This window comes from Pedobacter superstes, from assembly GCF_037622515.1.
Taxonomy (GTDB): Bacteria; Bacteroidota; Bacteroidia; order Sphingobacteriales; family Sphingobacteriaceae; genus Paradesertivirga; species Paradesertivirga superstes.
Genome location: NZ_JBBJCN010000003.1, coordinates 611,051 through 637,792, shown reverse-complemented (window position 1 = coordinate 637,792; position 26,742 = coordinate 611,051). Strand labels below are relative to the sequence as shown.

The 26,742-nt window shown below is 38.5% G+C and carries 25 protein-coding genes; 8 read left to right on the top strand and 17 right to left on the bottom strand.

Annotated elements, in window-relative coordinates; translation table 11 throughout:
• Window positions 1-23 precede the first annotated feature (23 nt).
• From polA to trmB, 4 genes are all read right to left on the bottom strand, one after another.
• The gene (gene polA / locus WG906_RS11610) at window positions 24-2,828 is read right to left on the bottom strand and encodes a DNA polymerase I (RefSeq protein ID WP_339992786.1); all 2,805 of its coding nucleotides are present in this window, start codon (window positions 2,826-2,828) and stop codon (window positions 24-26) included.
• A 79-nt stretch (window positions 2,829-2,907) separates the two neighbouring features.
• On the bottom strand, window positions 2,908-3,477 hold the full coding sequence (locus WG906_RS11605) for a DNA-3-methyladenine glycosylase I (RefSeq protein ID WP_339992785.1): 570 nt from the start codon (window positions 3,475-3,477) through the stop codon (window positions 2,908-2,910).
• 2 nt (window positions 3,478-3,479) lie between these two features.
• Window positions 3,480-3,815, bottom strand: coding sequence for an MGMT family protein (locus tag WG906_RS11600; RefSeq protein ID WP_339992784.1), 336 nt, complete (start codon window positions 3,813-3,815; stop codon window positions 3,480-3,482).
• The gene (gene trmB, locus WG906_RS11595; protein WP_339992924.1) at window positions 3,815-4,465 is read right to left on the bottom strand and encodes a tRNA (guanosine(46)-N7)-methyltransferase TrmB; all 651 of its coding nucleotides are present in this window, start codon (window positions 4,463-4,465) and stop codon (window positions 3,815-3,817) included. Before trmB ends, WG906_RS11600 begins: the two co-directional genes overlap by 1 nt.
• Before the next feature lie 56 nt (window positions 4,466-4,521).
• Between trmB and fcl the strand changes: the two genes are divergently transcribed.
• Window positions 4,522-5,466 carry a GDP-L-fucose synthase gene (gene fcl, locus WG906_RS11590; RefSeq protein ID WP_339992783.1) on the top strand — a complete coding sequence of 315 codons (945 nt, stop codon included), beginning with the start codon at window positions 4,522-4,524 and terminating at the stop codon, window positions 5,464-5,466.
• 12 nt (window positions 5,467-5,478) lie between these two features.
• Here fcl and WG906_RS11585 read toward each other — a convergent pair whose 3' ends face one another.
• The 10 genes from WG906_RS11585 to WG906_RS11540 form a co-directional block, all read right to left on the bottom strand.
• Complete coding sequence (locus WG906_RS11585; protein WP_339992782.1) at window positions 5,479-5,919, bottom strand: hypothetical protein; 441 nt, start codon at window positions 5,917-5,919, stop codon at window positions 5,479-5,481.
• Window positions 5,919-6,281, bottom strand: a complete 363-nt coding sequence (locus tag WG906_RS11580) for a phage holin family protein (RefSeq protein ID WP_339992781.1) — start codon at window positions 6,279-6,281, stop codon at window positions 5,919-5,921. Before WG906_RS11580 ends, WG906_RS11585 begins: the two co-directional genes overlap by 1 nt.
• Window positions 6,282-6,325: 44 nt before the next feature.
• On the bottom strand, window positions 6,326-6,607 hold the full coding sequence (locus WG906_RS11575) for a YtxH domain-containing protein (protein WP_339992780.1): 282 nt from the start codon (window positions 6,605-6,607) through the stop codon (window positions 6,326-6,328).
• A gap of 85 nt (window positions 6,608-6,692) precedes the next feature.
• A complete protein-coding gene (locus tag WG906_RS11570; protein ID WP_339992779.1) occupies window positions 6,693-7,736 on the bottom strand; it encodes an AI-2E family transporter in 1,044 nt (347 codons plus the stop codon).
• 152 nt (window positions 7,737-7,888) lie between these two features.
• Window positions 7,889-8,650 (bottom strand): response regulator, encoded by a 762-nt coding sequence (locus WG906_RS11565; RefSeq protein WP_339992778.1) that lies wholly within the window; start codon window positions 8,648-8,650, stop codon window positions 7,889-7,891.
• A gap of 4 nt (window positions 8,651-8,654) precedes the next feature.
• Window positions 8,655-9,071, bottom strand: coding sequence for a response regulator (locus tag WG906_RS11560; RefSeq protein ID WP_339992777.1), 417 nt, complete (start codon window positions 9,069-9,071; stop codon window positions 8,655-8,657).
• On the bottom strand, window positions 9,068-11,767 hold the full coding sequence (locus WG906_RS11555) for a PAS domain-containing protein (protein WP_339992776.1): 2,700 nt from the start codon (window positions 11,765-11,767) through the stop codon (window positions 9,068-9,070). The genes WG906_RS11560 and WG906_RS11555 overlap by 4 nt, the downstream gene beginning before the upstream one ends.
• 116 nt (window positions 11,768-11,883) lie before the next feature.
• A complete protein-coding gene (locus tag WG906_RS11550; RefSeq protein WP_339992775.1) occupies window positions 11,884-13,290 on the bottom strand; it encodes a sigma-54-dependent transcriptional regulator in 1,407 nt (468 codons plus the stop codon).
• Window positions 13,291-13,391: 101 nt separating this feature from the next.
• A complete protein-coding gene (locus tag WG906_RS11545) occupies window positions 13,392-14,156 on the bottom strand; it encodes an enoyl-CoA hydratase/isomerase family protein (RefSeq protein ID WP_339992774.1) in 765 nt (254 codons plus the stop codon).
• A 39-nt stretch (window positions 14,157-14,195) separates the two neighbouring features.
• On the bottom strand, window positions 14,196-14,612 hold the full coding sequence (locus WG906_RS11540) for a cobalamin B12-binding domain-containing protein (protein WP_339992773.1): 417 nt from the start codon (window positions 14,610-14,612) through the stop codon (window positions 14,196-14,198).
• A gap of 96 nt (window positions 14,613-14,708) precedes the next feature.
• Here WG906_RS11540 and WG906_RS11535 point away from each other — a divergent pair, with 96 nt between their 5' ends.
• From WG906_RS11535 to WG906_RS11510, 6 genes are all read left to right on the top strand, one after another.
• Window positions 14,709-16,379 carry a glutamine--tRNA ligase/YqeY domain fusion protein gene (locus WG906_RS11535; protein ID WP_339992772.1) on the top strand — a complete coding sequence of 557 codons (1,671 nt, stop codon included), beginning with the start codon at window positions 14,709-14,711 and terminating at the stop codon, window positions 16,377-16,379.
• Window positions 16,380-16,501: 122 nt separating this feature from the next.
• Window positions 16,502-17,782 (top strand): replication-associated recombination protein A, encoded by a 1,281-nt coding sequence (locus tag WG906_RS11530; protein ID WP_339992771.1) that lies wholly within the window; start codon window positions 16,502-16,504, stop codon window positions 17,780-17,782.
• Between the two features lie 29 nt (window positions 17,783-17,811).
• Entirely contained in the window at window positions 17,812-19,284 is a 1,473-nt protein-coding gene (locus WG906_RS11525; protein ID WP_339992769.1) for a DUF5687 family protein, read from the top strand.
• Window positions 19,285-19,296: 12 nt separating this feature from the next.
• A complete protein-coding gene (locus tag WG906_RS11520) occupies window positions 19,297-19,998 on the top strand; it encodes an ABC transporter ATP-binding protein (protein WP_339992768.1) in 702 nt (233 codons plus the stop codon).
• A 12-nt stretch (window positions 19,999-20,010) separates the two neighbouring features.
• On the top strand, window positions 20,011-20,796 hold the full coding sequence (locus tag WG906_RS11515) for an SDR family oxidoreductase (protein ID WP_339992767.1): 786 nt from the start codon (window positions 20,011-20,013) through the stop codon (window positions 20,794-20,796).
• 173 nt (window positions 20,797-20,969) lie between these two features.
• Window positions 20,970-21,650, top strand: coding sequence for a YiaD family glycine zipper/OmpA-like lipoprotein (locus WG906_RS11510; RefSeq protein ID WP_431844477.1), 681 nt, complete (start codon window positions 20,970-20,972; stop codon window positions 21,648-21,650).
• A 56-nt stretch (window positions 21,651-21,706) separates the two neighbouring features.
• Here the strand turns inward: WG906_RS11510 and WG906_RS11505 are convergent, their stop codons facing one another.
• Window positions 21,707-22,252 carry a YfiT family bacillithiol transferase gene (locus tag WG906_RS11505; RefSeq protein WP_339992765.1) on the bottom strand — a complete coding sequence of 182 codons (546 nt, stop codon included), beginning with the start codon at window positions 22,250-22,252 and terminating at the stop codon, window positions 21,707-21,709.
• Window positions 22,253-22,380: 128 nt separating this feature from the next.
• Between WG906_RS11505 and WG906_RS11500 the strand changes: the two genes are divergently transcribed.
• On the top strand, window positions 22,381-23,592 hold the full coding sequence (locus tag WG906_RS11500; RefSeq protein ID WP_339992764.1) for an FAD-dependent oxidoreductase: 1,212 nt from the start codon (window positions 22,381-22,383) through the stop codon (window positions 23,590-23,592).
• Window positions 23,593-23,600: 8 nt separating this feature from the next.
• Here the strand turns inward: WG906_RS11500 and WG906_RS11495 are convergent, their stop codons facing one another.
• Together WG906_RS11495 and WG906_RS11490 are read right to left on the bottom strand one after the other, a co-directional pair.
• Window positions 23,601-24,854 carry an aspartyl protease family protein gene (locus tag WG906_RS11495; protein WP_339992923.1) on the bottom strand — a complete coding sequence of 418 codons (1,254 nt, stop codon included), beginning with the start codon at window positions 24,852-24,854 and terminating at the stop codon, window positions 23,601-23,603.
• A gap of 213 nt (window positions 24,855-25,067) precedes the next feature.
• Window positions 25,068-26,720 carry a dihydrolipoyl dehydrogenase family protein gene (locus WG906_RS11490; RefSeq protein WP_339992763.1) on the bottom strand — a complete coding sequence of 551 codons (1,653 nt, stop codon included), beginning with the start codon at window positions 26,718-26,720 and terminating at the stop codon, window positions 25,068-25,070.
• Window positions 26,721-26,742 lie beyond the last annotated feature (22 nt).

The following is a 26,742-nucleotide window of genomic DNA, read 5'->3' as shown; positions in this document are numbered from 1 at the left end:
TGACGGGTTTTTTGTTTTTTTAATTAATGTGCCTCGAGCCAGTTGCTTCCTTGTCCAATTTCAACCAAAATTGGTACTGTAGTTCTAAAAGCATTTTTCATCCTGTCCTGAATAATAGCTCTTATTTTTTCTACTTCGGAATTATGAACATCAAAAACAAGTTCATCATGTACCTGCATTGTCATTCTTGAAATCATTTTTTGTTCTTGCATATCGCGGTAAATATTAATCATCGCAATTTTTATCATGTCTGCCGCAGATCCCTGAATAGGGGCATTTATGGCGTTTCTTTCTGCGAAACCTCTAACAGTTGCATTGGCAGAATTGATATCGCGCATATAACGTCTTCGGCCCATTAGTGTTTGAACATAGCCATTTTCCCGGGCGAAATTCATCGTGTCGCTCATGTATTGTTTAATACCCGAATATTGACGGAAATATTCCTCAATAATATCAGCGGCTTCCTTTCTTGGAATTCCCAAACTTTGGGAGAGACCAAAAGCGGATTGCCCGTAAATAATGCCAAAATTAACAGCCTTCGCGTTCCTCCGCTGGGTAGAGTCAACATCTTCCAGGGCAACACCATAAACTTTTGAAGCGGTTGCTGTATGAATATCCAGGCCATTCATAAATGCATCCATCATGTTTTCATCTTTGCTTATTTCGGCGATTAAACGAAGTTCTATCTGCGAATAATCTGCAGACATTATTAAAAACTCATCATTCCTCGGAATAAACGCCCTTCTAACCTCGCGTCCACGTTCGGTTTTGATGGGGATATTCTGAAGATTAGGATTGTTTGAGCTTAAGCGGCCGGTTGCAGCTACAGCCTGATTGTAGGATGTATGGACGCGTTGTGTCTTGGGATTAATCAGTAAGGGTAATGCATCAACATAAGTCGATTTAAGTTTTTGCAACTGACGAAAATCAAGGATGTCTTTTACTATGTCGCTTTTATTGGCGAGAGCTGTAAGAATGTCTTCACCGGTCTGATACTGACCTGTCTTTGTTTTTTTCGCTTTAGGGTCAAGCTGTAATTTTTCAAACAGAACCTCGCCCAGTTGTTTAGGGGAGGCGATGTTAAACCGAACACCGGCTTTTTCATAAATGGTTTTTTCCAGAACTTTAACATCGGCTTCAATCTGCACAGAATATTCGCCTAAAGCCTGCTGATCAATTTTCACCCCTTCGCGTTCCATTGCTGCCAGTACATACACCAGTGGGTTTTCAATATCTCCAGCTAGTTTTTCGGCGCTAACTTTTTCTAAAAGCGGTTCAAAAACCTCTGCCAACTGAAGCGTGATGTCAGCATCTTCTGCAGCGTATTCTTTGACCTTTTCAATGTCCACATCCCGCATGGTCCCTTGATTTTTACCTTTAGTTCCAATTAAGGAGGTAATGGAAACGGGCACATATCCCAGGTAATTTTCTGACAGGATATCCATATTGTGGCGTGTATCCGGATCAATTAAATAATGAGCAAGCATCGTATCAAATAATTCGCCCTGCACATTTATATTATACCAATTCAGAACCAGGATATCGTACTTCAGATTTTGTCCTACCTTTTTAATCGAAGGATTTTCAAACAATTCCTTGAACTCTGACACAATTCCGCAGGCCTCTGACTGATCCTCACAAATTGGGACATACCAGCCTGAACCGGGTTTAACAGAAAACGATAATCCAACCAATTCGCAATTGTTAGCGTCGAGACATGTAGTTTCTGTATCAAAACAAAAGGATTTCTGCCCTTGTAATAGAGAAATAAGTTCCGCACGTTTTTCAACAGTGTCGGCCAAATGATATTCGTGGGGTGTGTTATGAATATTTTTAGATGCAGGTGCGGGCTCTATTACTGTTTCAGTTTTTATAACAATTTTTTCTGGCTGGGATGCTCCAAACAAATCAAATTGTTGACCCTGGCTAACCTGGCGAAATTCTGTTACTGTAAACTCTTCTCCAAAAACTCTTTTTCCAATAGTACGAAATTCGAGCTCTACAAATAGTGGTTCAAGCTTTTCACGACTCGGCGAATTTATTTGCAATGATTCCACATCCAGCTCAACAGGCGCATTTAGCATTATGGTAGCTAGTTTCTTTGAGATTAAACCCTGCTCAGCAAAAGCCTCCACATTTTCTTTCATCTTGCCTTTCAGCTCATGGCTATTAGCTATGATGTTTTCAATCGAGCCATATTGCTTAATAAGAAGTTTGGATGTTTTTTCTCCTATTCCCGGAATTCCCGGGATATTATCTACCGCATCACCCCATAAACCTAAAATATCAATTACCTGTTCTACCCTTTCAATTTCCCATTTAGCCAGTACTTCTGGTACGCCAAGGATTTCCATGTCATTCCCCATTCGGGAGGGCTTGTATATGAAAATGTTTTCCGATACAAGCTGTGCAAAATCCTTATCCGGGGTCATGCAATAAACTGTAAAGCCGGCCTGTTCTGCTTTTTTTGCGAGAGTGCCTATAATATCATCTGCTTCGTAACCGTCAGAAGTAATCACCGGGATGTTAAATCCTTCAATCAGTTTCACAACGTAAGGCATAGCCGCTGATAAATCTTCGGGCATCGCTTGTCTGTGCGCTTTATATTCTGCAAAATCTGTATGTCGTTCTGTAGGAGCGTCTGTATCAAAAACCACCGCCATATGGGTGGGCTTCTCTTTTTTTAAAACTTCCAGTAATGTATTGGTAAAACCCATCACTGCAGAGGTGTTTATACCATTTGATGTAAACCGGGGATTTTTACTTAATGCGAAATGTGCCCGGTACATCAGAGCCATTCCATCAAGAAGGAAGAGTTTTTTTTGCATTTTAATTGTTGTGATTGCACTGATTAATGTGATATCCCTATGGAATCCTCAGTTTCAAAGGTAGTAAGATATTGTTTCCCTAACGAAAAGAACAATCCATTACATGGTCATTCACCATGCCGGTCGCCTGCATGTGCGCGTAGCAAATTGTTGTGCCAAAAAATTTAAATCCGCGTTTTTTCATATCTTTTGAAATCGCGTCCGAAATTTCAGTTTTTGGCAGAATGTTTTTAATACTGGCAAGGTTGTTTTTTATTGATTTCCCCTCTGGAAGAAACGAATACATGTATTTGTCGAAGGATCCGAATTCTTTCTGAATTTCAATGAAATGCTTTGCATTGCTTATGGCAGCAAGCACCTTTAGTTTGTTGCGAATAATGCCGGAATCCTGCATCAATCGTTCAACATCTTTTTCATCAAATTTTGCAACCTTTTCGACATCAAAATCAGCGAAAGCTTTACGATATCCTTCCCTTCTCTTCAATATGGTTATCCAGCTTAATCCGGCTTGCGCTGATTCAAGAATCAGGAATTCGAATAACACTTTATCGTCATGAACCTCTTTTCCCCATTCTTCATCATGATATTTTACGTAAAGCGGGTCGGTGCCGCACCACGAACAACGCGTTATGTTGACAGTTTCAGCCATTTTTATAGTGTTAATTCCTTATTGGGATCCCAAAACAAATTTCCAAAGTCTTTAATTATATCGTCTTCCACTTCAATCCCTTCACTTTTTAACATTTCCTCCATTAAACCGGGCGAGGGGAAGTGACTCTTTCCACTTAACATTCCAAACCTGTTCACCACCCGATGTGCCGGAACAGGTGGTTTTGCTGTCGAAGAAGCATTCATAGCATATCCGACCATTCTTGAGGATCCTTTAGTGCCGAGATATTCAGCAATGGCACCGTAAGAAGTCACTCGTCCTAAAGGAATAAGCCTTGCAACTTCGTATACCCGATCAAAGAATGTGTCCTTGTCCATTAATCAAAAGAGAATTGAACATAGTTTATGTTCTTATCCTTAGCAAGATACTTTTTTTCGTAATATGTTTTTATCGAAAGAACATCGTTAACTAAATCTGAATTATACAAATCTTCGGTGTTAACCTTGAGTTTTAAACCCAGTTCGTTAATCTTGTCGAAAGTATAAGCATGAAGCTGATCATTATCTGTTTTTAAATGAACGACGCCGTTCTGAACCAGAATAGATTTATATTTTTCAAGAAATTTAGGAAAAGTCAAACGCTTCTTTTCGCGACTATCCTGCGGTTGAGGGTCAGGAAAAGTGATCCAGATCTCTGAAATTTCACCTTCAGCGAAATAATCAAGTAAATTTTCTATTTGAATTCGCAAAAAAGCAACGTTATTGATATTTTCCTCTATCGCAGTTTTGGCTCCCCGCCATATTCTATTGCCTTTATAATCTATTCCTATAAAATTCTTTTCAGGAAATAATTTAGCAAGATTTACAGTATATTCACCTTTTCCGCATGCTAATTCTAATATAACAGGATTATTATTGTGAAATTGCGAAGGAGACCATGTTCCCTTTAGAACCTTTCCTTCATCAAGTTGTTTAACATTGGCAAAGGTGGCAATTTCAGCAAACCTTCTTAATTTATCTTTACCCATAATTACAATACGTCGCAAAAATAAAGTTTTATCTTTGCAGCAACAGCAAAACTTACGTGGAAAAAAACGCTAAAATTTACATCGCCGGTCACCGTGGAATGGTGGGCTCTGCAATACATAGAAAACTTGATCAAGAAGGGTTTACTAATATTATAACCCGCGGCTCCAAAGAGCTGGATTTACGGAATCAGCAGGACGTTAATGAGTTTTTTGAGTCAGAAAAACCAGACTATGTGTTCCTGGCGGCTGCGAAAGTTGGGGGTATTGTTGCAAACAATACTTACCGTGCTGATTTCTTGTATGAAAATTTGATGATTCAGAATAATATCATTCATAATTCATACCTGAACGGAGTTAAAAAACTGATGTTCTTAGGCTCAAGTTGTATTTATCCAAAACTTGCTCCTCAACCCCTTAAAGAAGAGTATTTACTTACAGGTTTACTTGAAGAAACTAATGAGCCATATGCAATTGCTAAAATTGCTGGCATTAAGATGTGTGATGCATATCGTGCGCAATACGGCTGTAACTTTATATCTGTAATGCCTACAAACTTATATGGCTATAATGATAATTACCATCCTGAAAATTCACATGTTTTGCCTGCATTGATACGTAAATTTCACGAAGCTAAACTTGAGGGAAGAGATAAGGTAGTGATTTGGGGAACAGGAAGTCCTTTCAGAGAGTTTTTATTTGCTGATGATTTGGCCGACGCCTGCTTTTACCTGATGGAAACTTATAACGAACCAAGTCTCGTTAACATTGGTACAGGGGAAGATATTAGTATAAAAGATCTGGCTCTTTTAATTAAGAGAATTATTGGATTCGAGGGTGAATTAGAATTTGATTCCTCTAAGCCAGACGGAACTCCGAGAAAATTAATGGACGTATCTAAACTTCATGCTGCCGGCTGGAAGCATAAAGTGCAGCTTCAGCAAGGTATTGAATTAGCTTATGAAGATTTCCTATCGCAGGAACCTATTAAAAAAGCCGGTTAAAAACCCGCGTTTTTAATAGGTTTCACTATCTGGAGGAATGCCGTAATCTCTTACTGCCGGAGATTTCCGTAAACTTCCATTGGTACGTTGAAATATACCTTTAAGCTTATCCACAAGGCCCGATATTTTATCTGAGTTTACTTGTTTCGCCGCTTTCTGCGATAAGAAAGTGATGAGTGTTTTTGTTATGAAACCCGATTTCTTAAACAATACCCCGTTTAAAAAAATAGGTAAAATAACCCTGGAAAGATTGGTAATAAAATCCTGCTGCACTAAATCCTGCATAAAAGACTTTCTGCCGGTATCAGTTTTAAACAGACCGGCTATGCTGCTGAAAATTGCCGCTGGGCTGTTAAATTTTTCTTTTATAGCTTCCTCATCCTTAAACTGTTTGACTTTCAGAAAGTCAATTTCAGCACGTAATTCTGCCAGACTGCTAAATGACTTTTCCATTATTTCTTTTTATTAAATATCCGCTTCACCATAAAATCATGCAGGTATTTTTCGACCAGCTTATCTTTTATAAAATACATTATAAGGGCAAGCGCAAAATAAATTAGGGCTACTATGCCAAAGCCCAGCGCATACGAACCAAACTCTTCGCCTAAATAGAGTGCGAGTGTTACAGATGCGAACAGGAAGGTAAGAACCCCCATAATTAATACGAAAGAATCAGTAATTAAGTTTGCTGTTACAACTGTGAGTCGTTCTATTACGGTTAATCTGGTAAGTTCAACCCGGGTTGATATATACTCCTTTATTAAGGTAAGTAAATCCGGAGTTACTTTTTGTTCTTTAGTTTGAGTTTCTGGCATAATATTCATGTAATTAGATCCTGGATTTCTCCAGGACCTCTGGATTAAAGTTGATCAGTAACCGAAGATTTTCCCTGAGCGGGCGAATCAAAATCCTCTTTACTAAATTGAGTCTTGATTTTATCAACAACGCTTTCTTTAAAGTTAGCGAGGTTGTCAATTTCTTCTGCTGCACGATCTTTTATAGAATCGCCAAGGTTTTTTAAGGCATCATTTAATTTATCTCTGGTATCCGAACCTCTTTCCGGTGCGAAAAGAATTCCTAATGCTGCCCCGGCAGCTAATCCAGCTAATACTGCGGCTAAAACTTTTGTATTGTCATTCATGGTTTAAAGGATTATTTTAAGGTGTTTTTTATTCTTATTTCGATTGTATTAATACAAAAGAAGAACAGAAACTGTTTCAATAAATTTATTCTTCTTCTGCCGCACGGATTTGTTCAAGGCGCTCGGTTGCCAATTTACTGGTTTCATAAATTCTTACTGTTAATATAAAGTAGGATAATAATAAGGGGCCGTAGACTAATCCCATTATACCAAAAGCAGGTATTCCAACAACTACCCCAATTATAGTTATTATTGGATGAATATTTCCAACTCTTTTAGCTATCAGGAATCGGATGACGTTATCAATATTCGTCACAAGTACGAAGCCCCATATTAAAATTCCCCAGCCTGCAGTATCGTTTCCGTTTGCAAGTTCTAATATACCGGCGGGCAGAAAAACAAGTGCAGCTCCAACAAGAGGCAAAAAGGATAAGAAAGTAGATATTACCCCCCAGAAAAGTGCGTCAGGAATTCCAAATATAAAAAAGCCCAAAGTTACCAGGGCTCCCTGAACTACAGCGATAAGACCCTGTCCTAAGACATTTGAGTAGGTCGTGTTTTTTAATTCATCTGCGAATTTAAAGGCGTTTTGCTCTCTGAAAGGCGAGTATCGTATCAAGCCGGCTTCAAATTTCTGATAATGCCTGAACATAAAGTATAACAGGAAATACATTACAGATATACCAAGGAGCAGTGATGCTGCACCTCCTAAAATAGACGGGAACAGGGCGCTTGCATATTCACCTGCCTTATCCATGGTGTTTTCTACCAGGTCTGGTTGATTAAATGTTTTAAAAAAGAATGCATCGAGCCTTGATACAATATACTTAACCCGGAGTGGATCCTGCCGGAACTCGTTAATTTTATTCATCACCATTAAACAAAGGGTAATGATCGGGAGAACGATTATTAGAAAAGAACTGCTGATAATTATGATACTCGCAGCCGCTTTTTTTAACTTATATTTTTCGATGATCCGAAGATATACCGGTCTGAAAATAGTGTACATAACCACTGTACTTAATAATGTGCCCGCTATGTATCGGAGTGAGTATAAAATGCCGCAACCAAGTATAATAAGTATTATTAAAACGATATTATTACGTTGCTTGTAATTAAAGAATGCCATGGTGATGGTGCGTGTGTTTAAGCATATGTTATAATCTTGTTAATGCTAAATGCTTTAACAGGAATTTACAGAAAAAGTTATGAACTCTAAAAACATTTAAATGCTCTTAAGTTCCTTCTCATTCATGAAGCCTGCAGAACAAAAAATGAATTTTAAGAACCTGAGGGTTTTTCCAAATGGAGGATCGTGTAAATGAATGTACTAAATCCCTCACCTGCATTCTGCGATAGTTGTAAGAAAGAGGAAATTCTGCAGGATTTTGTCTTTCCATTTGGTGTTTCAATTTCCAGATGTAAGTCAGAAATTGAGCCATTGGCATTCATTGCAGAAATGTAGGCTGTTTTATCCTGTCTGTTCTTATATAAAGTTGCAGTATTAACCTGGAGCAGTTCTTTCAAACTGGCTTCAAAGAAGCTAAGAGCTGCCGGATTGGCGTCAATAACCTGACCACTCGCATTCGTAATAAGTATGGGGTCATTCGAACGCGAAAAAAGTATGTGGAATTTATTTTCGCTGCTATTTAATCGCTGTGTGGTGTTGTTACGTGCAATTGCATACCGGATGCTGCGTTCAAGTGTTTCTTTAGTCAGAGTGCCTTTCACGAGATAATCAGCAGCGCCAAGTTGCATTGCTTCAAAATCTATTCTCGAATCGCCTTTACCGGTAAGAAGGATTATGGGTTCTGTGCAGTTAGCTTTTACCGCTTCACTTAAAAGATCAAGTCCTGAGCTTATTCCTAATTGATAGTCTAACAGGTAGATATCAAAAGTCCCCTTAAGCATGGCATCTAATGCTTCAGAATAGTTGTTGCACCAGGTTAAAGTATAGTTTTGGCTATTTGGATGCTCATTTAATAAATCCTTTGTAAGGATAAAATCATCTTCATCATCGTCTATCAAAAGTATTTTAATCATAGACTTAATTTGTTGATATCCATTTAGAAGCAATTGATGCTGTAATATTTACTAATTCTGTAAATGAAGATGGTTTCGTGAAAAAACCCGAAGCTCCCATATTAAGTACATGCGCCTCCTCTTCTCTTGACCTGGACGTGGTTAAAATAATTACCGGGATTTCCTTATATGCATTGTGCAGTTTAAGTTTTGAGAGAACTGTTTTCCCATCCATTTTGGGCATATTTAAATCCAATAAGATCAAGTCGGGAAGGATCCTTTCAAAACTGTCATCAAAGCTGTACAGATAATCCAGAAGCTCTGCTCCATTTTCAAAAAATACAATTCCTGCAGGCATATTATTTTCCATAAATGCCTCATTAATCATTAATCGATCATCTGCATCGTCCTCTGCTATCAGGATAAGCTTTTTCTTCCTCATTTATCAATATCAAGTGGTAAAAAAATATTGAACTCGGCACCTTTTCCTTCCGATCCCTTAGCTTCTATGTGCCCCGCATGGTTCCCCACTATCTTTTTGCATACCGCTAAACCTATTCCGGTACCTTCATACTCATTTCTGGTATGCAAACGCTGAAATAAGGTAAAGATTTTACCGGCATATTCATTACTGAAGCCAATGCCATTATCGCTCAATTGAATTTTACAATAATCCTTTTCAGGATTAAGCGGCAATGCTTCCAACGAAAAATTTTCTCCTTTAACTTGCTCAATAATTATTTTAATTTCCGGTATAGAATTCTCTTTTGTAAATTTTAAGGAATTGCTTATTAAATTTTGAAATAACTGACGGATCTGAGAAGGAATAGCTTTGATCGTCTGTTCACCTGTAATTTCTATCCTTGCTTTTTTCTTTTCAATAGGAATTTCCAAATCCGAAATAACACCATTTAAGGTGTGGTAAAGGTTAATCTTTTTAAACTCTTCGTTAAACGTACTTAACCTCGAAAAGGTTAGCAGATCTTCTATTAAAATCTGCATTCGTTCAGATGCATTTTGCATCCGGTTGATATAGTCTATGCCATCTGCCGGTAACTGCTTGCTGAATTTATGTTGAAGCCTGTCTCCAAAAGCGCGTATTTTTCTTAAAGGTTCCTGTAAGTCGTGTGAAGCCACATAAGCGAATTGTTCCAGCTCGCTGTTTGATCGGTTTAACTCTGTAACCTTGATCTCCAGGTTTTGCTGTGCCTTTTTAATGTCAGTAATGTCATGCATCACTATCATTACTCCGAAGATTTCCTTGGAAAATGTGCTGTAAACAGGATTGTAAGTAATTTTAAAAGTTTTGCCGTTCAGTATTTTATCATAACGGCAATCCTTTCCATCAAGGGCCAATTTATAGCATTCCAGAGCACGTGGATAGTCATTTTTAAACATGCTCTCTAAACTTGCACCTTTAGACAGAATATTTTCTTTGTCTATATTTAAAATGGCTGGCCCCTCCAAAAGCAACAACTCCATCTTTTTGTCAAATAAAAATACAGCGCTGTCCGGAACATTTTTTGCAATTGTTCTGTAAATACTTTCGCTTTTATCGAGTTGTAAGGATGTGTTCTTTAATTCCGTAATGTCTTGAGTATTACCAACAACCTGATAAGAATTTTCTAAGTTTGCACCCTTGTATTTACCCGTTAGCAGTAAGTGCCGGATTTCTCCATTTGGTCTGATAATACGGTATCCCACCGAAAAGGATTCATGGGTTAGTTTAGAATGATTTAATGTTTCAAAGAAATCAGACGTATCCTCCGGATGGATGATGGATTTATAATATTCCAAACCAATTTTATTATGGTTGGGAAGCAGCCCATGTATTCTGAATAACTCATCTGACCAGAAAAAATCATTGCTATCTATAAACCATTCCCAGCTTCCGTTATGAGAAATAGCTTCTGCTTCGCGTAATAATGCTTCGCTTTGAGTTAGTTTAAGAGATGCCTCATGAAGACTGGTTATATCAAGCAGTGTACTTATTAGTTTTTTTTCCTGAGCTACATAATTACCCTGGGCTAATACATATTTTAATTCACCGTTTTCATTTTGAATTTGGTATTCAATAGAATATGAGCTGTTATTCCTGATAGCCGATGATAATTCGCGTTTCACCATTTCACGATACTGCGGGGAGATCAATTGCTCCTGGAGTTGTAAAGAGGGTGAGACTGTGTCAGGGTCGTACCCGAAGATATTGTATGCTTCGTCGCTCCATTTTACTGAACCTGTTAGGGTATCGAATTCCCAACTTCCCAAATGAGCAATCTTTTCGGCGTTGGCTAATAATTCTTCCCTGCGTTCGAGATCTTTTTGAATTTGAATACGTTCCCGAATCTCATTATCTAATCTGCTTATTATGTTTTTTTCCTTTCTGCTGGTGTCAATATAATTCATACTAATGCCCAGTAGAGGTATCAGATAATTTATAAAACGTAAAAAGTAAGCGGCATTAAAATAACTATCATATGGCTGATGATAGATAGCCATAAACAGTTGAGCAAACGCTGCAGGAATTATACTCAAGACCATCATCCTTGTAAAAAGTGAAGGAAATCTTATAAGGAAACGAGGAAGAAACCAAAAAGCCTGAATCAGGTAGATAGCCAGAACAACAAATTCATATGGGTGGGTAATGAAACTTTCGGGATAATCCAGTATGCCGGCTCGTTGGTAGTAATAAGTAAATGCTATAGCTGCCGATAAAATAAGCATAAAAATTACCAGCAGGGCTGACAGAGACTTTTTTTTCTGGTCCAGGCTTCGGATATTTTTTTTTTCGATGGAAATAAAATACCAGATGCTGCACGTTAAGAGTATTGAGTGCAGCAAACGGCTTACAAACCAGCTGAAATAGGTGTCTCCGGCCGCATTAGATGAAATTCTCGTGAAATTATTATCCGAAAGAAGGAAGATTATTTCATACATGGCAACGCAAATGAATACGCCGCCAACTATTGGCGTAGAAATGTCTTTTTTTACAACAAAATCTACATATGATAGAGCACAGGTTATTATGGCTGCTGATATCCCAAAAATTAGCCAGATGTTATAAAGGAGATATTGAGCAGACCAGGCGCCTGCGGCAAAAGTTTCTTCTGTGTTTTCAACGTTTAGTTGATGAATCACGAAAAACGCAGGAATTATGCAAATGCATAGAACCAACCAGATAAATTGTGGCGGTAAATTGAATCTGTTTTTAAAATTTCTGTCTAAAAGCAAACGGCTTATCACGATACCTTTTATTATTCAAGGTTTATTGCCTTCATTTTATTATATAAGGTCTTCCGGTCGATGTTAAGAATTTTTGCAGCTTTAGTTTTATTAAAGTTCACTTCTTTCAAAACCTTTATAATGGTTTCATATTCTGCTTCGTGAGCCGCATTTTTAAGATCCCTGTTATTTTCTTTTGCCTGAAAGGTTCCGACAGCTGTTTCGATTGCTGATACCTTGGCAAAAGTTGAAATTTCTAATGGAAGGGCTTTAAGCTGGATAGGATTTGCCTCTGTAAGCAGTGTTGCACGACGGATTACATTTTTTAGCTCCCGTACGTTACCCGGCCAGTTATAGGTCAGGATGCAATCAATAACTTCCTCAGAAAAGCCTTCTACATTCCGGTTTAATTCTTTATTTGCCATATCTAAAAAGCTCTGCGCAAATAATAAAATGTCTTTATCCCGATTTCTCAGAGGCGGAATGTGAATGCTGAACTCATTAAAACGGTGATATAAATCCTCTCTGAATCGTCCCTTTTGTATTGCATCAGCAAGGTTTTCATTGGTTGCTGCAATGATTCTCACGTCAAGATCTATTTCTTTGGTGCTGCCTATACGTTTAACCTTTCTTTCCTGGACAGTTCTCAGTAATGCTGCCTGTATATCATACGAAAGATTTCCAACTTCATCTAAAAGAAGGGTGCCGCCGTTAGCCATTTCAAAGTGGCCGATTTTTGTATATAATGCACCTGTAAAAGAGCCTTTTTCATGGCCGAAAAATTCGCTTCCGGCAAGTTCTTTAGTCAGTGATCCGCAATCCATTGCGATGAATGGCTTATCCCGCCGATTACTCTTCATATGAATGGCTTTCGCTGCAGATTCTTTTCCTGTGCCGCTTTCTCCTGTTAGAATTACGCTATAGTTGGTAGGTGCAATTATCTCAATTTGTCTAAGTAATTCTTTAGAGGCAAGGCTATCACCGGATATGAACTCATCGGGTAAATCACCTGGTATAGCTTTTTCTTTCTTTACGGCGATTTCTGATTGTGTCTCAGGAAAGCTTTTAGAAAGTACCTCCTGGGTTTCCAGTGCTTTGTTAATAGTGTTTAAAATCTCATCAGGATAAAGAGGCTTGGTGATATAATCGTACGCTCCCATTTTAATTAACTCTACCGCTAATTTAATATCTGAGTAGCCGGTAATGATAATAACTCCGGTGGCCGGATAGGCGGCCTTTATTTTTCGAAGCATCTCCCGGCCATCGGTGTCTTCCAGCCTGAAATCGCATAAAACAAGGTTGAAAGGGGTCTTTGCTAATAGCTCCATAGCCACGCTCCCACTTGTTGCCGTAGATACTTCAAAGCCATTACGAATCAAGAACTTTGATAATAACAAACCTATATTGATCTCATCATCAACGATTAAAATTCTTTTCATTTTAATGCCTTTTTTTGATAAATGTAACGTTAATTTTTTTTATTGGGAAAAAAATTCTACAACTATGCCAGTGATTCAATATTTAATTAAGATACAAAGAATCAGAACTTGGCGGCTCTTTTTTCAGTGAAAGCCGAAGTGCCTTCTTTAAAATCCTTTGTTCCAAAGCAATTTGCAAATTCCTGGATTTCGGTGTTAAATCCATTTTGATTATAGCCTGCATTAACTGCTCTGATAGCCGCTGCAACAGCAAGAGGAGACCGGCTTAAGATTTTCTGAAGCAGCACGGTGGCTGTATTAATCACGTACTCGGCTGGAACCACATGATTCACCAGACCGAACTTATAGGCTATTTCCGCTTCGATCATGTCTCCGGTTAAAATTAGTTCGAGCGCTTTTGCTTTCCCTACTAATCGCGGTAAACGTTGCGTTCCGCCATAGCCTGGAATAAGCCCTAAGGAAACCTCGGGCAATCCAAGTTTTGCGCTTTCGGATGCAATTCGGATATGACACGCCATAGCCAGTTCTAGGCCGCCTCCCAATGCAAATCCGTTGATTGCTGCTATTACTGGCTTCTGGCCCTGTTCAATCAAATTAAAAACTTTTGATTGACTCTCGGTTGCAAGATTTAAGCCTCCTACTTCATCCAGGTCACTTAATTCTTTAATATCTGCACCGGCAACAAACGCTCTGGTTCCTGCTCCGGTTAAGATAATTCCGCTTACTTTACTGTTTTTAAAAGCAGCTGAAAACGCCAGGTGCAATTCGTTTAAGGTGTCTTTATTTAACGCGTTTAGTTTGCTTTCGCGATTAATTGTGATTGTAAGAATTTTATTTTCAAGAGAGGTTAAGAGATTCTGATACATAGAGTTTTAATAACAAAGTTTTTGGAAGGTAATAAAGATTTAGAAATTTCTATTCTCAGAAGCCCAATCTTTAATATATGCGGCTATTTCTCTGGTAGGAGTTCCCGGCGGAAAAAGCTTACCCACACCCAGATCATGGAGGATGGTCTGATCTTTAGCCGGAATAATTCCACCTCCTGTCAATAGAACATCATTAAGTTCCATTTCTTTCATTAGCTGAATTATTTTTGGAAAAACAGTCATATGCGCTCCCGAGAGGATAGAGATTCCAATTGCATCCACATCTTCCTGTAAAGCACTATGTACCACCATTTCAGGAGTTTGACGTAAACCAGTATAAATAACTTCCATACCTGCATCCCGTAAGGATGTGGCAATAACTTTTGCACCGCGATCATGTCCGTCCAGACCTACTTTTGCAATCAAAACTCTTACAGGTCTGTTTAGCGATTTCATGCTTATAAAAGTAGTAAGAAGTTTTTTATAAATCCTTGAAAGATACTTTACTGCGGGGCATTGAATTTTGCTACTTTTGTAACCTTTATTTTATATATGAGCGAAGAAAGATCATTAAATTTTATCGAAGAGATAATTGAAGAAGATATAAAAAATGGAAAGCATCAGGGCCGGGTTCACACCCGTTTTCCTCCCGAGCCGAATGGTTATCTGCACATCGGACATGCTAAATCTATTTGTTTAAACTTTGGTCTTGCTCAAAAATATAATGGTCAAACTAATTTACGCTTTGACGATACTAATCCCGAAACCGAAGATACCGAATACGTAGACAGCATAAAGGAAGATGTTAAGTGGTTAGGTTTCGAATGGCAGAATGAATTATTCGCATCTGATTATTTTGAGCAGATGTATGAATTCGCTGTTAAGCTAATAAAAAAGGGTCTTGCATATATTGATGACGGTACACCCGAAGAAATTGCTGAACAAAAGGGTACTCCTACCGAACCCGGAACGGCCTCTCCTTACCGATCAAGAAGCATTGAAGAAAATTTGAAACTGTTTGCCGAGATGAAAGAGGGCAAATACAAGGATGGGGAAAAAGTGCTTAGGGCGAAAATTGATATGTCGTCACCCAATATGCACCTGCGCGATCCTCTTATGTATAGAATCCGTCATGCACATCATCACCGCACCGGTGATAATTGGTGCATTTACCCTATGTACGACTTTGCACATGGGCAATCAGATTCTATTGAAGGCATAACACATTCATTGTGCACTCTCGAATTTGTAAGTCACCGCGAGTTATACGATTGGTTTATCAATGAACTCGAAATTTTTCCATCGAAACAATATGAGTTCGCCCGCTTAAACCTGACTTATACCGTTACCAGTAAACGTAAATTGCTTCAGCTGGTTAACGAAGGCTTTGTTAATGGCTGGGACGATCCAAGGATGACAACCATTAGTGGTCTACGCCGTCGTGGTTTTACAGCTTTCTCTATCAGAGACTTTTGCGAAAGAATAGGCGTTGCAAAACGAGAAAATATTATTGATATCAGTTTGCTTGAATTCTGTGTTCGTGAGGATTTAAATAAAACTGCATGGAGAAGAATGGGAGTTCTGGACCCGATAAAGCTGGTAATTACCAATTATCCCGAGGGTAAAGACGAAATTCTTTACGGCGAGAATAATCCCGAAGTTGAAGGTGGAGAAGGGATAAGAGAAATTCCTTTTGGTAAAGAGTTGTGGATTGAACGCGATGATTTCATGGAGAATCCTGCGAAGAAATACTTCCGCTTAGGGCCTGGCTTAATGGTCCGTTTGAAGCATGCCTACATTGTCAAATGTGAGGATTTTGTTAAAGACGAATTCGGAAATGTTACAGAGGTACATTGTTCATATTTCCCAGAGTCTAAATCTGGAGAAGATACCTCCGGAATCAATGTAAAGGGAACTATTCATTGGGTAAGTGTTAAACATGCCGCTAATGCAGAGGTAAGATTATACGACAGACTTTTCCGCGTAGAAGATCCCGGAAATGAAGAGCGCGATTTTAAAGAATATATTAATACTGATAGTCTGCAGGTTATTCCGAACGCTTATATCGAACAAGACCTGAATAATGCCGAAATGGGAAGAGGATATCAATTTTTAAGAAAAGGATATTTTACGCTGGATAAAGAATCTAGTTCCGAAAAACTTGTTTTCAACAGAACCGTTACCCTAAAGGATGCCTGGGCAAAGGAAGTGAAAAAAGGGTAGGGTTTCACGCAAAGAACTCGGAGGGTATGCACTGCTCATGTTCTTGGTGGTCTTTGCGCTTAATCTTGACTGCTTTGCGTTAAATTTTCCTGAAGCCAGGCAGATAAAACAATTTAAAATCTATGGCAACCCTTGCTCCATTAGCAGAACGAATGCGCCCGGCAACTTTAGATGATTATGTTGGACAGCAACATTTAGTCGGCCAAAACGCAATACTTCGGAAAGCCATCGAAAGTGGTAATCTGCCTTCGCTGATTTTATGGGGCCCGCCTGGAGTTGGTAAAACTACTTTGGCGTATATTATCTCGAGGCAGCTCGACCGACCATTTTTTAGCTTAAGTGCTATTAATTCGGGTGTTAAAGATATAAGGGAAGTTATTGATAAAGCAACTGCTCTTAAACATACTAACGAAAATCTTCCCGTTCTATTTATAGATGAAATACATCGCTTCTCTAAATCTCAGCAAGATTCTCTTTTGGGAGCGGTTGAACGTGGTTTGGTAACCTTGATAGGGGCAACCACAGAAAATCCTTCTTTCGAGGTTATTTCCGCTTTGCTATCGCGATGCCAGGTTTATATCCTTAAACCTTTAACGGAGGAAGATTTAACCCATCTAATAAATCGGGCCTTAATCAAAGACGATTATTTATCGCGTAAGCAAATTGAAATAAATGAATACGAAGCATTGTTCCGTCTTTCCGGTGGCGATGCCCGGAGATTATTAAATGTTCTGGAACTTGTGGTAAATGCTGTCGGAACGGATAAGCTGACCATAACCAATCAGCTGGTATTAGAAAATGTTCAGCAGAACATGGCCTTGTATGATAAAGCTGGTGAGAATCATTACGATATTATTTCCGCATTCATAAAATCTATCCGTGGCAGCGATCCCAATGCTGCAGTTTACTGGCTCGCCAGGATGATTGCAGGTGGTGAAGACCCGCTTTTTATAGCCCGGAGGCTATTAATTCTTGCCTCAGAAGATGTGGGAAATGCTAACCCCAATGCTCTGCTCTTAGCGAATAATTGTTTCCAGGCTGTTAATGTAATCGGCTGGCCTGAATCCCGGATAATTTTATCTCAAACTGTTACCTATCTGGCCTCTTCACCAAAAAGTAATGCCAGTTATGACGCTATCAATAAGGCTCAGGAACTGGTTGCACGAACCGGAGATTTGCCAGTTCCGCTACATATCCGTAATGCACCAACCAAGCTGATGAAAAATATTGGTTATGGTAAGGATTACAAATATTCTCATTCTTTTGAAGGGAACTTTGAGGAGCAGGAGTATTTTCCTGATTCGTTAAAAGGAAGCACCTTATATCAGCCAGGAAATAATGCCGCGGAGCAGAAATTAAGAGAAAGGTTGAAGACTTTGTGGAAGGGGAAGTATAAATATTAAACTGCTGTCAAATCCTTATATTCAGCACCATGAATAAAGCTTTTTTACAGCACCAATGGCTAGCATTCTGGCGCTCAAAAAATACAGGTAAAAGTATTATAGTTAGTATTTTACTGGCCTTAACCATGCTTTACCTTTTTGCTAATCTTCTAATAGCTTCATTTTTTCTGGATAAAATTCTTGATAAGGTATTCCCCGAAAGGAGTATGATGGATGCCTTTAATGGATTGCTGCTTTATTATTTCCTGTTCGATTTATTGATGCGTTTTCAACTTCAGGAATTGCCCACTTTAAGTGTTAAGCCATACTTAAACTTACCAATAAGCAGAAACCAGATTGTTAATTATTTATCTATTACTTCTTTATGGTCGGGATTTAATTTGTCGCCATTTCTATTGACCGTTCCTTTTTTAATGAAAGTGCTATTGTTTGAAGGGAGAGTGCTGGAATTTTTGGGGACGCTCATTTCTATTGCCGGTCTGACTCTTTTCAATCATTTTTTTAGCATATGGCTAAAACGGAAAGTGAATATGAACGCGTGGTTCATCCTTGCATTTTTCTGTACCCTGGCTGGTATTATTCTTTTAGATTTTTATTCTGATTATATTTCAATTTCCAGGGTTTCCAGAGAGGTCTTTAACTCAATTCTACATCTCCCGTTTCTGGCCCTGTTTCCTGTAGCGCTCGGCGCATCAATGTATTTTATTAATGATAATTTTTTAAAAAGTAATTTATATCTCGATGAGCTGCAGAGAGAACGTTCGGGCCAAAATTCGGTTACGGATATTCCTTTCCTAAAGCGTTTTGGAATTGCAGGAGACCTGGCAGCATTGGAAATAAAGCTGATACTTAGAAATAAAAGGCCCAAATCAACCCTTATTATGAGTTGTATTTTTATGTTCTATGGACTTATGTTTTATCGAAATCGCCAGCCAGACGAAACTATAATGATTGTTGCAGGCATGATGATGACCGGAATTTTCATAATAAATTACGGGCAGTTTATGTTTAGCTGGCAGAGCGCACATTTTGATGGAATACTAGCTCAGAAAATATCCGCTGAGGATTTTTATAAATCGAAATTTGTTCTGTTTACCTTATTCGCAACATTAGCCTTGCTTGTTACCACCCCTTACGGGTATTTTGGCTGGAAAATTTTATTAACGAACTGCATGCTCTACTTATGGAATATAGGGGTGAGCAGCGTAATTGTCCTGGCTTTTGCCAACAGGAATTATAAATATATTGATCTTTCAAAAGGCTCTTCATTTAATTGGGAAGGAGTTGGCGCCTCGCAATTTATAATCGGTATTCCTCTCTTCGTAACTCCTGTAATAATTTATTTACTGATTAGTAGCTTTTTTAATCCAATTGCCGGAATTTTAGCCTTAGGGTTTATCGGTCTGGGTTTTATTTTAGCCAGGCAGTTCTGGATAAATAAATTGACGGAAAGTTTTAAACGTAAACGTTATACAATTGCGGAAGGATTTAGAAATCACTAATGTTGATTACCTATGATAGAAATTAAAGATCTTACTAAAACGTATAACGGTGTCGTCGCGGTGGATATCCCTGAACTGCTGATTAATAAAGGTGAAACCATTGGTTTAGTAGGAAATAATGGCGCAGGAAAAACTACGCTTTTTCGGTTAATACTCGACCTGATCAGAACAGACAAGGGCGAAATACTTCTGAAAGGAGAAAATGTTGCCAGAGGAGAGACCTGGAAAAATTATACGGCATCATTTCTGGATGAAGGCTTCCTGATAGAATATTTAACTCCCGAAGAATATTTCTATTTCATCGGATCGTTACATGGCTTTGGTAAAGCCCATATAGATTCTGAGCTTGAAAAGTATACCGATTTTTTTAACGGCGAAATTCTAGACAGGAAAAAATACATTCGAGATCTTTCTAAAGGCAATCAGTGTAAAGTTGGGGTTATTGCCTGTTTGCTTCAAAATCCGGAAATCCTGTTTTTAGATGAGCCCTTTGCGAATATAGATCCCAGTACACAAATCAGGTTAAAGAGTATTATTAGAAGTATTACCGACGAAAAGCAGATTACTACAATTATCTCCAGTCACGATTTGAATCACGTAACCGAAGTATCTCAACGAATTTTGCTTTTGGAAAAAGGCAGAATTATTAAAGATATTCAAACCAGTAAAAGCACTCTCTCAGAACTTGAAGAGTATTTTTCTGTTATGCAATAAACCGTTAAGCACATGAACATAGATTTAACCGGAAAACGGGCTTTAGTTTGCGGGAGTACGCAAGGAATTGGCAGGGCAGCGGCCCTGGAACTTTCTCTTTTGGGAGCCAGCATAACCCTTGTAGCAAGAAATGAATATAAGCTTCAGGATATTATTAATCATCTGCCCGCTGATGATACCGAATCGCACCATTATATCGTAGCTGACTTTACTCAACCTGAACGCTTAAAAGCGGAGTTACAAAATTATTTAAAAAATCATACCATAGATATTCTGATAAATAATACCGGTGGCCCTATGGCGGGGCAAGCAATTGATGCTGATCCTGAAGAGTATGTAGCTGCGTTCTCTCAGCATATTATCTGTAATCAGATATTGGCCCAGGCTGTAGTGCCTGGTATGAAAGAGGCAAATTGGGGAAGAATTATCAATGTTATTTCAACTTCTGTAAAAGTACCTTTAAAGGGACTGGGAGTTTCTAATACAATTAGAGCCGCCGTTGCAAACTGGGCAAAAACTATTTCTATTGAATTAGCGCCTTACGGGATTACTGTAAATAATGTTCTGCCCAGTACGGCTATGACTGGGAGATTGCAGTCACTGATTAAAAGCCGGGCTGATAAAGAAGGGAAAACTTTAGAACAGGTTGAAAAAGATTTGATTGCTGAAATACCTGCAGGAAGAATAGGCACGCCGGAAGATGTGGCGGCGGCTATTGCATTTCTGGCAAGCCCGGCGGCAGGTTATATAAATGGAATAAATCTTCCTGTCGACGGCGGGAAAACCCCATGTCTTTAAAACAATTTTGCAAAAAAAACTATTGTATTGAATATTAACGTTAATTATTTTAAACCAATTGCCAATCCGGGAGTCTATAAATAAAGGCCAAAAAAACTTGGAATTCCTGCTGAGATTGTAGAATATGGCATTAAATTTGAAAATAATTAAACACACACAAAAAATTTAGAATTATGAAACCAATGAAGATTAAAATTGCTACGTACTGTATAGCTTTAGCAACAGCATCAATGGTAACTGTAGGTTGCAGTCAAATGACCAAAACTCAGAAAGGTGCGGTTATAGGCTCCGCAACTGGTGGTACTATCGGTGCAATTATTGGAAAAAAGGCTGGTAATACTGCTGTTGGAGCAGTAATAGGTGGTGCAATTGGCGGTGTAGCCGGAGCTTATATCGGCCGTAAAATGGATAGACAAGCAGAAGAAATCAGAAGAACTGTACCTGGTGCTGAAGTTATTGATGCCGGAGAAGGTCTGATCGTTAAATTTGATTCAGGAATTTTGTTTGATGTCGATAAATCCGATTTAAAAGAAAATGCCAGGACTAACATCCAAAACTTGGCTGCTACAATGAAAAATAACCCTGAAACAAATATCATGGTTATCGGACATACTGATGCGGATGGTTCCGATTCGTATAATTATAGCCTTTCAGAGCGTAGAGCTGCATCAGTAAAATCTTATGCTTCTGCTCAGGGAGTTGCTGGTAGCAGGTTAACTACTGTTGGTAAAGGTGAAACTGAGCCAATTGCTGATAATTCAACTGCAAGTGGTAAAGCACAAAATCGTAGGGTAGAGATTGTTATTGTAGCAAACGAAACTCTTAAAAATGAAGCACGTCAAAATGCTCAATAAATTTTAAACAAATAATTTCAAGAACCCGTTCATATTTCATGAGCGGGTTTTTTTATTTATCCTAAACTTGTATCAGTTTTCGTGGAGGACGTCATTAAAATATGATTTAAATGATGTTTCCCGTGCCAGGCATATAACCCTGCAACCTCTCTTAATACCATTGTTTGCTTATTTCCCGGATGATAAAACGTTTTGTTCCAGCTTTCGGATCCCATAGACTTCATAAATAAAACCCATCTGTTATGTAAAGCCTCCAAAAGGCGTAATGAAACCTCTATGTCAGCATTTTTTGCTTCTTCACATTCAGCCCATCGTTCTTCATAATAGGGTCGTATTGTAGGATTCTCTTCAGTATAGGCCAATTTAAACCTTATATAAGAATTCATATGACTGTCGGCTAAATGATGAATAACCTGTTTCAAGGTCCAGCCGCCAGGCCTGTAGTGGCTATTTAACTGATCTTCGCCAAGATTTCGCGTTGCATTTCGTAATTCCGACGGCAACATAGAAATTTCGTGTATCCATTGTTGTAACACAAAATCTGTAATTTCTCTGGGTGCCACATATTTACCTATTGGAAATCGTAATTTTTCTATATCCATTGATAAGTGTTCGAATGTTAAAATTGATGCGTAATTTGAATGTTAAAATCCATTTATAATAATAAAAGAAATTAATAGTAATGTTTACCGTTTCAGAAGATATATTTGATTATTAACATACAATTTAGATGAGTAGAAATCTTATAGTGTTCATTTGCCTCCTTTTTAGTTTAACAGGTTTTTCACAAACCATAAAAACCTCCGTCGTTGTTGTTGGAGCAAATTCCGGAGCATATGCAGCCGCGATTCAATCAGCAAAATCAGGAGTAAAAACCTTACTAATTGATGCGAAAAAGTTTGATGCCATTGTTTTATCACCGGTTGACAGATCGCTTAAAGCAGGAATCTATGCAGATTTTATCAAACGAGTAGATTCTCTTCAAAAATCACCTCTTAAAGATAACCATACGCTTAGTCCCGAGTTTACAGCTCAGGTTTTTAAAAGCTGGACAGATACAATCAAAAATTTAACAGTTCTTCCAAATGCCTCAATAACTAAGATTAAAAAATCCGGCAAGGGATGGGACATAACATTGGTTCACAAAGAGATAAAAGCTGATATCCTTTTAGATGCTACTCCGGGTCAAACGGTAGCAAAAATGGCAGGGCTTGTAATCAATAAAAAAACTATTTCAACTCAAGCTCCTGTGATATATTCTGATAAAAAGTATAGAACCAGTGTAGCTGTCACTTCAGGTGATAAACTTTATTTTAAGCCGGTTTACCTTTCTTCATTGGTTGTCCCGGATATTGAAAATCTTGTGCTGGCTGCCCCTGCGGGAGAATCATTAAATATCTTAAGCGGACAGGCTGCTGGTGCAATTGCTGCTTATTGTTCATTTTTTAAAACTACTACCAATAAATTAAATGTTCGGGTGATTCAAACTGAGCTACTGACCTATAATTCACGTATTATTAAGTTTGATGACATTCATGAGTCGGATTCCTCAATGATAGCTTTTCAGCACATTGGAGTAACAGGCATTTTAAAAGGAAAAGAAGAAAATGGAAAACTGCTTTTTATGCCCCAGGCCCCTGTAAGTACCGAAGAATTAAAACAACCCTTAAGGGAGCTGTACTCACGTAGTCAGATCTGGTTCCTGGATAATAAAACTGATAAACTTACTCTTAATGATGCACTGAGTCTTATTAAGTTTGTAGGTTCAAGAGGTGAGGAGCTTAACAAAGAGGCTGAGAAGGGCTGGAAAACATCACTCCGAATGAATGGAAGCTTTGATCTGAAAAGGGTAATTTCAAGACGGGAACTAGCTATACTTTTTGATGCGTATTTACAACCTTATTCAGTTGCCGTAGATTTAGACGGAAACATAAAAACTTAATAAGAACATTATATTCTTCTTTTTAGGGTTAAAATAAAAATGTGGGATTCTTTTGAATTATTAGGCTGGACTTGCATAACCACAGACCTGCCGTCTTTTGAGCGGAAAAGGCCGTTGATCTCTTCTATTCCTAATTCTTCCGCTTTCTTAAAATTTATGCTTATAATTCTGTCGCCGGCATGGAGCCCTGTTCGTTCCGCTGCAGATCCTCTTTCCACCCGGGTTATTATCATATATTCAAAGTTGGGTCCGCTAGCGGCAATCTCTATTCCACTCATATCATGCTCAAAGGGCTCCTTAAACAAATAGTTAGGCTTTAGATACATTACTTTTCTATGGTAATCGAAAACGACGTTAAATCGCTTTAATATCGTGTTTCCTAAATTGCCGTTTCTGCTTACAGAATAGATTTTAGCAGCTACATTACTGTAATCGGGGAATGCACAAATAATATTAGATAACTGAAACTTTCCCACAGTCATATTTGGAATGCGACTAATGTATCCACTTATCATACCGGATAAGCCAACACCCAGATTGGCGGGGATATTGATTTCTGGAACATCATAAGGGATTCCATTGTTTGTTTCAAGCGACAAGGGATGTCCTGCACCAGTATCAATAATTAATTTAACAGTTTCTTTTTTTCCGTCGGGGAGTTTTAATTCCGATTCAATATATGGCTTTCTGTCTTCGATAGAGATCGGTACTTTGGTCCCTTTTCGTGGAATATAAGCCGTTTCATGTTTGTAATATGTGATTGTTTTTGATGAATAATTAATACGGACTATAAAACTGCTGAATAATTCATAACCTATTAAACCATGTACCGGCATACCTACATAGGATGATAAATTAAAAGGATCTTCTTTAAGTATGGCGACGGGAAATTCTCCTTTTATAAAATTTCCTAATTCTATAGTGGCTCTCGGCTGAATGATGGCAGTCATTTCATTACCCTCGCCTATACCATGGATTTTAATAGTTCTTGTCCGGCTGGTGTCGAGTGTTGCCATAAGACTTGGGTCTGAAATAAGAAAAATTCCTACACCTGTATCGAGAATAAAGTTATAAGGTCCTTTTCCGTTAATGTATACGGGTACAATAATTAGATTGTTAATTAATTTAAATGACGTAATCTCCCTTTTTCGTTCATTTATAAAGGAAAAATTTTGGCCAAAGGAGCCTTCATTCAGGCAAAGAAATGCTAAAACAGTTGAAATACGGCAGAGGTAAAAAGACAGGTAGTTGCTGAAATTCACCGGTTTATATTTTATTTCAATATACCGAATTTTAGTAACTATCAATAACTCTTCAATATGGCCAGTTAGTATGATTGTGGAGGGAAGGAAAGAAGTTTTGCTGTCAGGAAGGAAGGGAGCTGTCGTCGTCTGCGTTGAGACGAAATGGCCTGAACAAAAAAGCCGTCTTCAAAATTGCTTTTGAGACGGCTTTTTTAAAAATTATAAATAATGTTAAACTAATAATCTAACAGGCTCTTCTAACAGCGCTTTTAGTGTTTGAAGGAATGCCGCAACAACAGCACCGTCTACTACACGATGGTCGCCACTTAAAGTAACTTTCATGATGTTTCCCGGAACAATTGCACCATTTTTAACAACCGGCACTTGTTGAATTCCACTAACCGCTAAAATAGCAGCGTTTGGTGGGTTAATGATCGCAGTAAATTCATCTACACCAAACATTCCTAAGTTAGATATAGTGAAGGTTGAACCCTGCATATCCGTTGGTAAAAGTTTTTTAGATTTTGCTTTTCCTGCAAAGTCTTTAACTTCTAAAGAGATGTGTGATAGCGATTTACCGTCAGCAAACTTGATAACAGGTACAACCAGGCCTTCATCAACCGCTACAGCAACTCCGATATTAACATGCTCATTAGTGCGGATTTTATCGCCTAACCAAGATGAGTTAATTGCAGGGTGTTGTTTCAGTGCGATTGCTGTAGCTTTTACTACTAAATCGTTGAATGAAATCTTAACAGGAGCATACTCATTGATTTTTGCACGGGCAGCAATAGCGCTGTCCATGTCAATACTCATGGTTACAAAGATATGAGGAGCTGTGAACAAACTGTCGGACAATGAGCGGGCAATAGCCTTACGCATTTGGGTAACAGGTCTTTCTGTATACTTCTCTTCGCCAATGTACTGGGGAATAGTAATCTTTGATTCTGTTTTGGATGCAGGTGCAGCAGCTTGAGGAGCAGCCGCTTGTGGAGCTGATTTTGCTGAAGGCGTAAATTCTTCAACGTCTTTCTTTATGATACGACCACCTTCCGCACTTCCTTTAACCTGAGATAAATCAATTCCCTTTTCCTGAGCAATTTTCTTTGCAAGAGGCGAAGCCTTAATACGTGAATCTGAATCAGAAGACTTAGCTTCAGGAGATATTTCAGTTTTTGCAGGTTCTGCAGAAGAAGCTTGTTCTGGTTTTTTATCACCAGATGAAGCCGATGGTTTTGACCCGCCTTTTAATAGAGGTTGAACATCTGTACCTTCCTTACCAACAATCGCAATGATATCATTCACTTTTGCCGCCTGACCTTTTTCTACACCAATGTATAGTAAAGTTCCTTCAGCATAAGCTGTAACTTCCATGGTTGCCTTATCGGTTTCAACATCGGCCAGCGTATCATCACTTTTTATAGTATCACCAACTTTTTTGTGCCATTCTGCAATAACACCTTCAGTCATAGTATCACTTAAAAGAGGCATGCGGATAACCGTAGCTCCTATTGATTCCGGATCTATAGAAGGGCCTTCATCCTTCGAAGAGGCCTCAGATTCTGCTGGTGGAGCTGATTCATTGTCTGCTTTCGCAGTTTCCCGAGCTGAACTGCCGCCTTCAAGTAAAGATTTATAATCCTCACCTTCGGCACCCAAAACTGCAATGATTGAATCCACTGGTGCAGCAGAGCCTTCCTCGGCACCTATGTATAATAAAGTCCCTTCCTGGAAAGATTCAAAGTCCATTGTGGCTTTGTCGGTTTCTACTTCAGCAACTAAATCACCGGTATTTACCTTATCGCCAACTTTTTTGTGCCATTTGGCGATAACCCCTTCAGTCATGGTATCGCTCATCTTCGGCATTCGAACAACTTCAGCCATTATATATTTTCAGATTATTGTT

What these genes read in the sequence shown, in the direction of transcription:
- polA (WP_339992786.1), bottom strand. Translation starts at nt 2,828, where the DNA reads ATGCAAAAAAAACTCTTCCTTCTTGATGGAATGGCTCTGATGTACCGG.
- WG906_RS11605 (WP_339992785.1), bottom strand. Translation starts at nt 3,477, where the DNA reads ATGGCTGAAACTGTCAACATAACGCGTTGTTCGTGGTGCGGCACCGAC.
- WG906_RS11600 (WP_339992784.1), bottom strand. Translation starts at nt 3,815, where the DNA reads ATGGACAAGGACACATTCTTTGATCGGGTATACGAAGTTGCAAGGCTT.
- trmB (WP_339992924.1), bottom strand. Translation starts at nt 4,465, where the DNA reads ATGGGTAAAGATAAATTAAGAAGGTTTGCTGAAATTGCCACCTTTGCC.
- WG906_RS11585 (WP_339992782.1), bottom strand. Translation starts at nt 5,919, where the DNA reads ATGGAAAAGTCATTTAGCAGTCTGGCAGAATTACGTGCTGAAATTGAC.
- WG906_RS11580 (WP_339992781.1), bottom strand. Translation starts at nt 6,281, where the DNA reads ATGCCAGAAACTCAAACTAAAGAACAAAAAGTAACTCCGGATTTACTT.
- WG906_RS11575 (WP_339992780.1), bottom strand. Translation starts at nt 6,607, where the DNA reads ATGAATGACAATACAAAAGTTTTAGCCGCAGTATTAGCTGGATTAGCT.
- WG906_RS11570 (WP_339992779.1), bottom strand. Translation starts at nt 7,736, where the DNA reads ATGGCATTCTTTAATTACAAGCAACGTAATAATATCGTTTTAATAATA.
- WG906_RS11565 (WP_339992778.1), bottom strand. Translation starts at nt 8,650, where the DNA reads ATGATTAAAATACTTTTGATAGACGATGATGAAGATGATTTTATCCTT.
- WG906_RS11560 (WP_339992777.1), bottom strand. Translation starts at nt 9,071, where the DNA reads ATGAGGAAGAAAAAGCTTATCCTGATAGCAGAGGACGATGCAGATGAT.
- WG906_RS11550 (WP_339992775.1), bottom strand. Translation starts at nt 13,290, where the DNA reads ATGAAAAGAATTTTAATCGTTGATGATGAGATCAATATAGGTTTGTTA.
- WG906_RS11545 (WP_339992774.1), bottom strand. Translation starts at nt 14,156, where the DNA reads ATGTATCAGAATCTCTTAACCTCTCTTGAAAATAAAATTCTTACAATC.
- WG906_RS11540 (WP_339992773.1), bottom strand. Translation starts at nt 14,612, where the DNA reads ATGAAATCGCTAAACAGACCTGTAAGAGTTTTGATTGCAAAAGTAGGT.
- WG906_RS11535 (WP_339992772.1), top strand. Translation starts at nt 14,709, where the DNA reads ATGAGCGAAGAAAGATCATTAAATTTTATCGAAGAGATAATTGAAGAA.
- WG906_RS11530 (WP_339992771.1), top strand. Translation starts at nt 16,502, where the DNA reads ATGGCAACCCTTGCTCCATTAGCAGAACGAATGCGCCCGGCAACTTTA.
- WG906_RS11525 (WP_339992769.1), top strand. Translation starts at nt 17,812, where the DNA reads ATGAATAAAGCTTTTTTACAGCACCAATGGCTAGCATTCTGGCGCTCA.
- WG906_RS11520 (WP_339992768.1), top strand. Translation starts at nt 19,297, where the DNA reads ATGATAGAAATTAAAGATCTTACTAAAACGTATAACGGTGTCGTCGCG.
- WG906_RS11515 (WP_339992767.1), top strand. Translation starts at nt 20,011, where the DNA reads ATGAACATAGATTTAACCGGAAAACGGGCTTTAGTTTGCGGGAGTACG.
- WG906_RS11510 (WP_431844477.1), top strand. Translation starts at nt 20,970, where the DNA reads ATGAAACCAATGAAGATTAAAATTGCTACGTACTGTATAGCTTTAGCA.
- WG906_RS11505 (WP_339992765.1), bottom strand. Translation starts at nt 22,252, where the DNA reads ATGGATATAGAAAAATTACGATTTCCAATAGGTAAATATGTGGCACCC.
- WG906_RS11500 (WP_339992764.1), top strand. Translation starts at nt 22,381, where the DNA reads ATGAGTAGAAATCTTATAGTGTTCATTTGCCTCCTTTTTAGTTTAACA.
- WG906_RS11490 (WP_339992763.1), bottom strand. Translation starts at nt 26,720, where the DNA reads ATGGCTGAAGTTGTTCGAATGCCGAAGATGAGCGATACCATGACTGAA.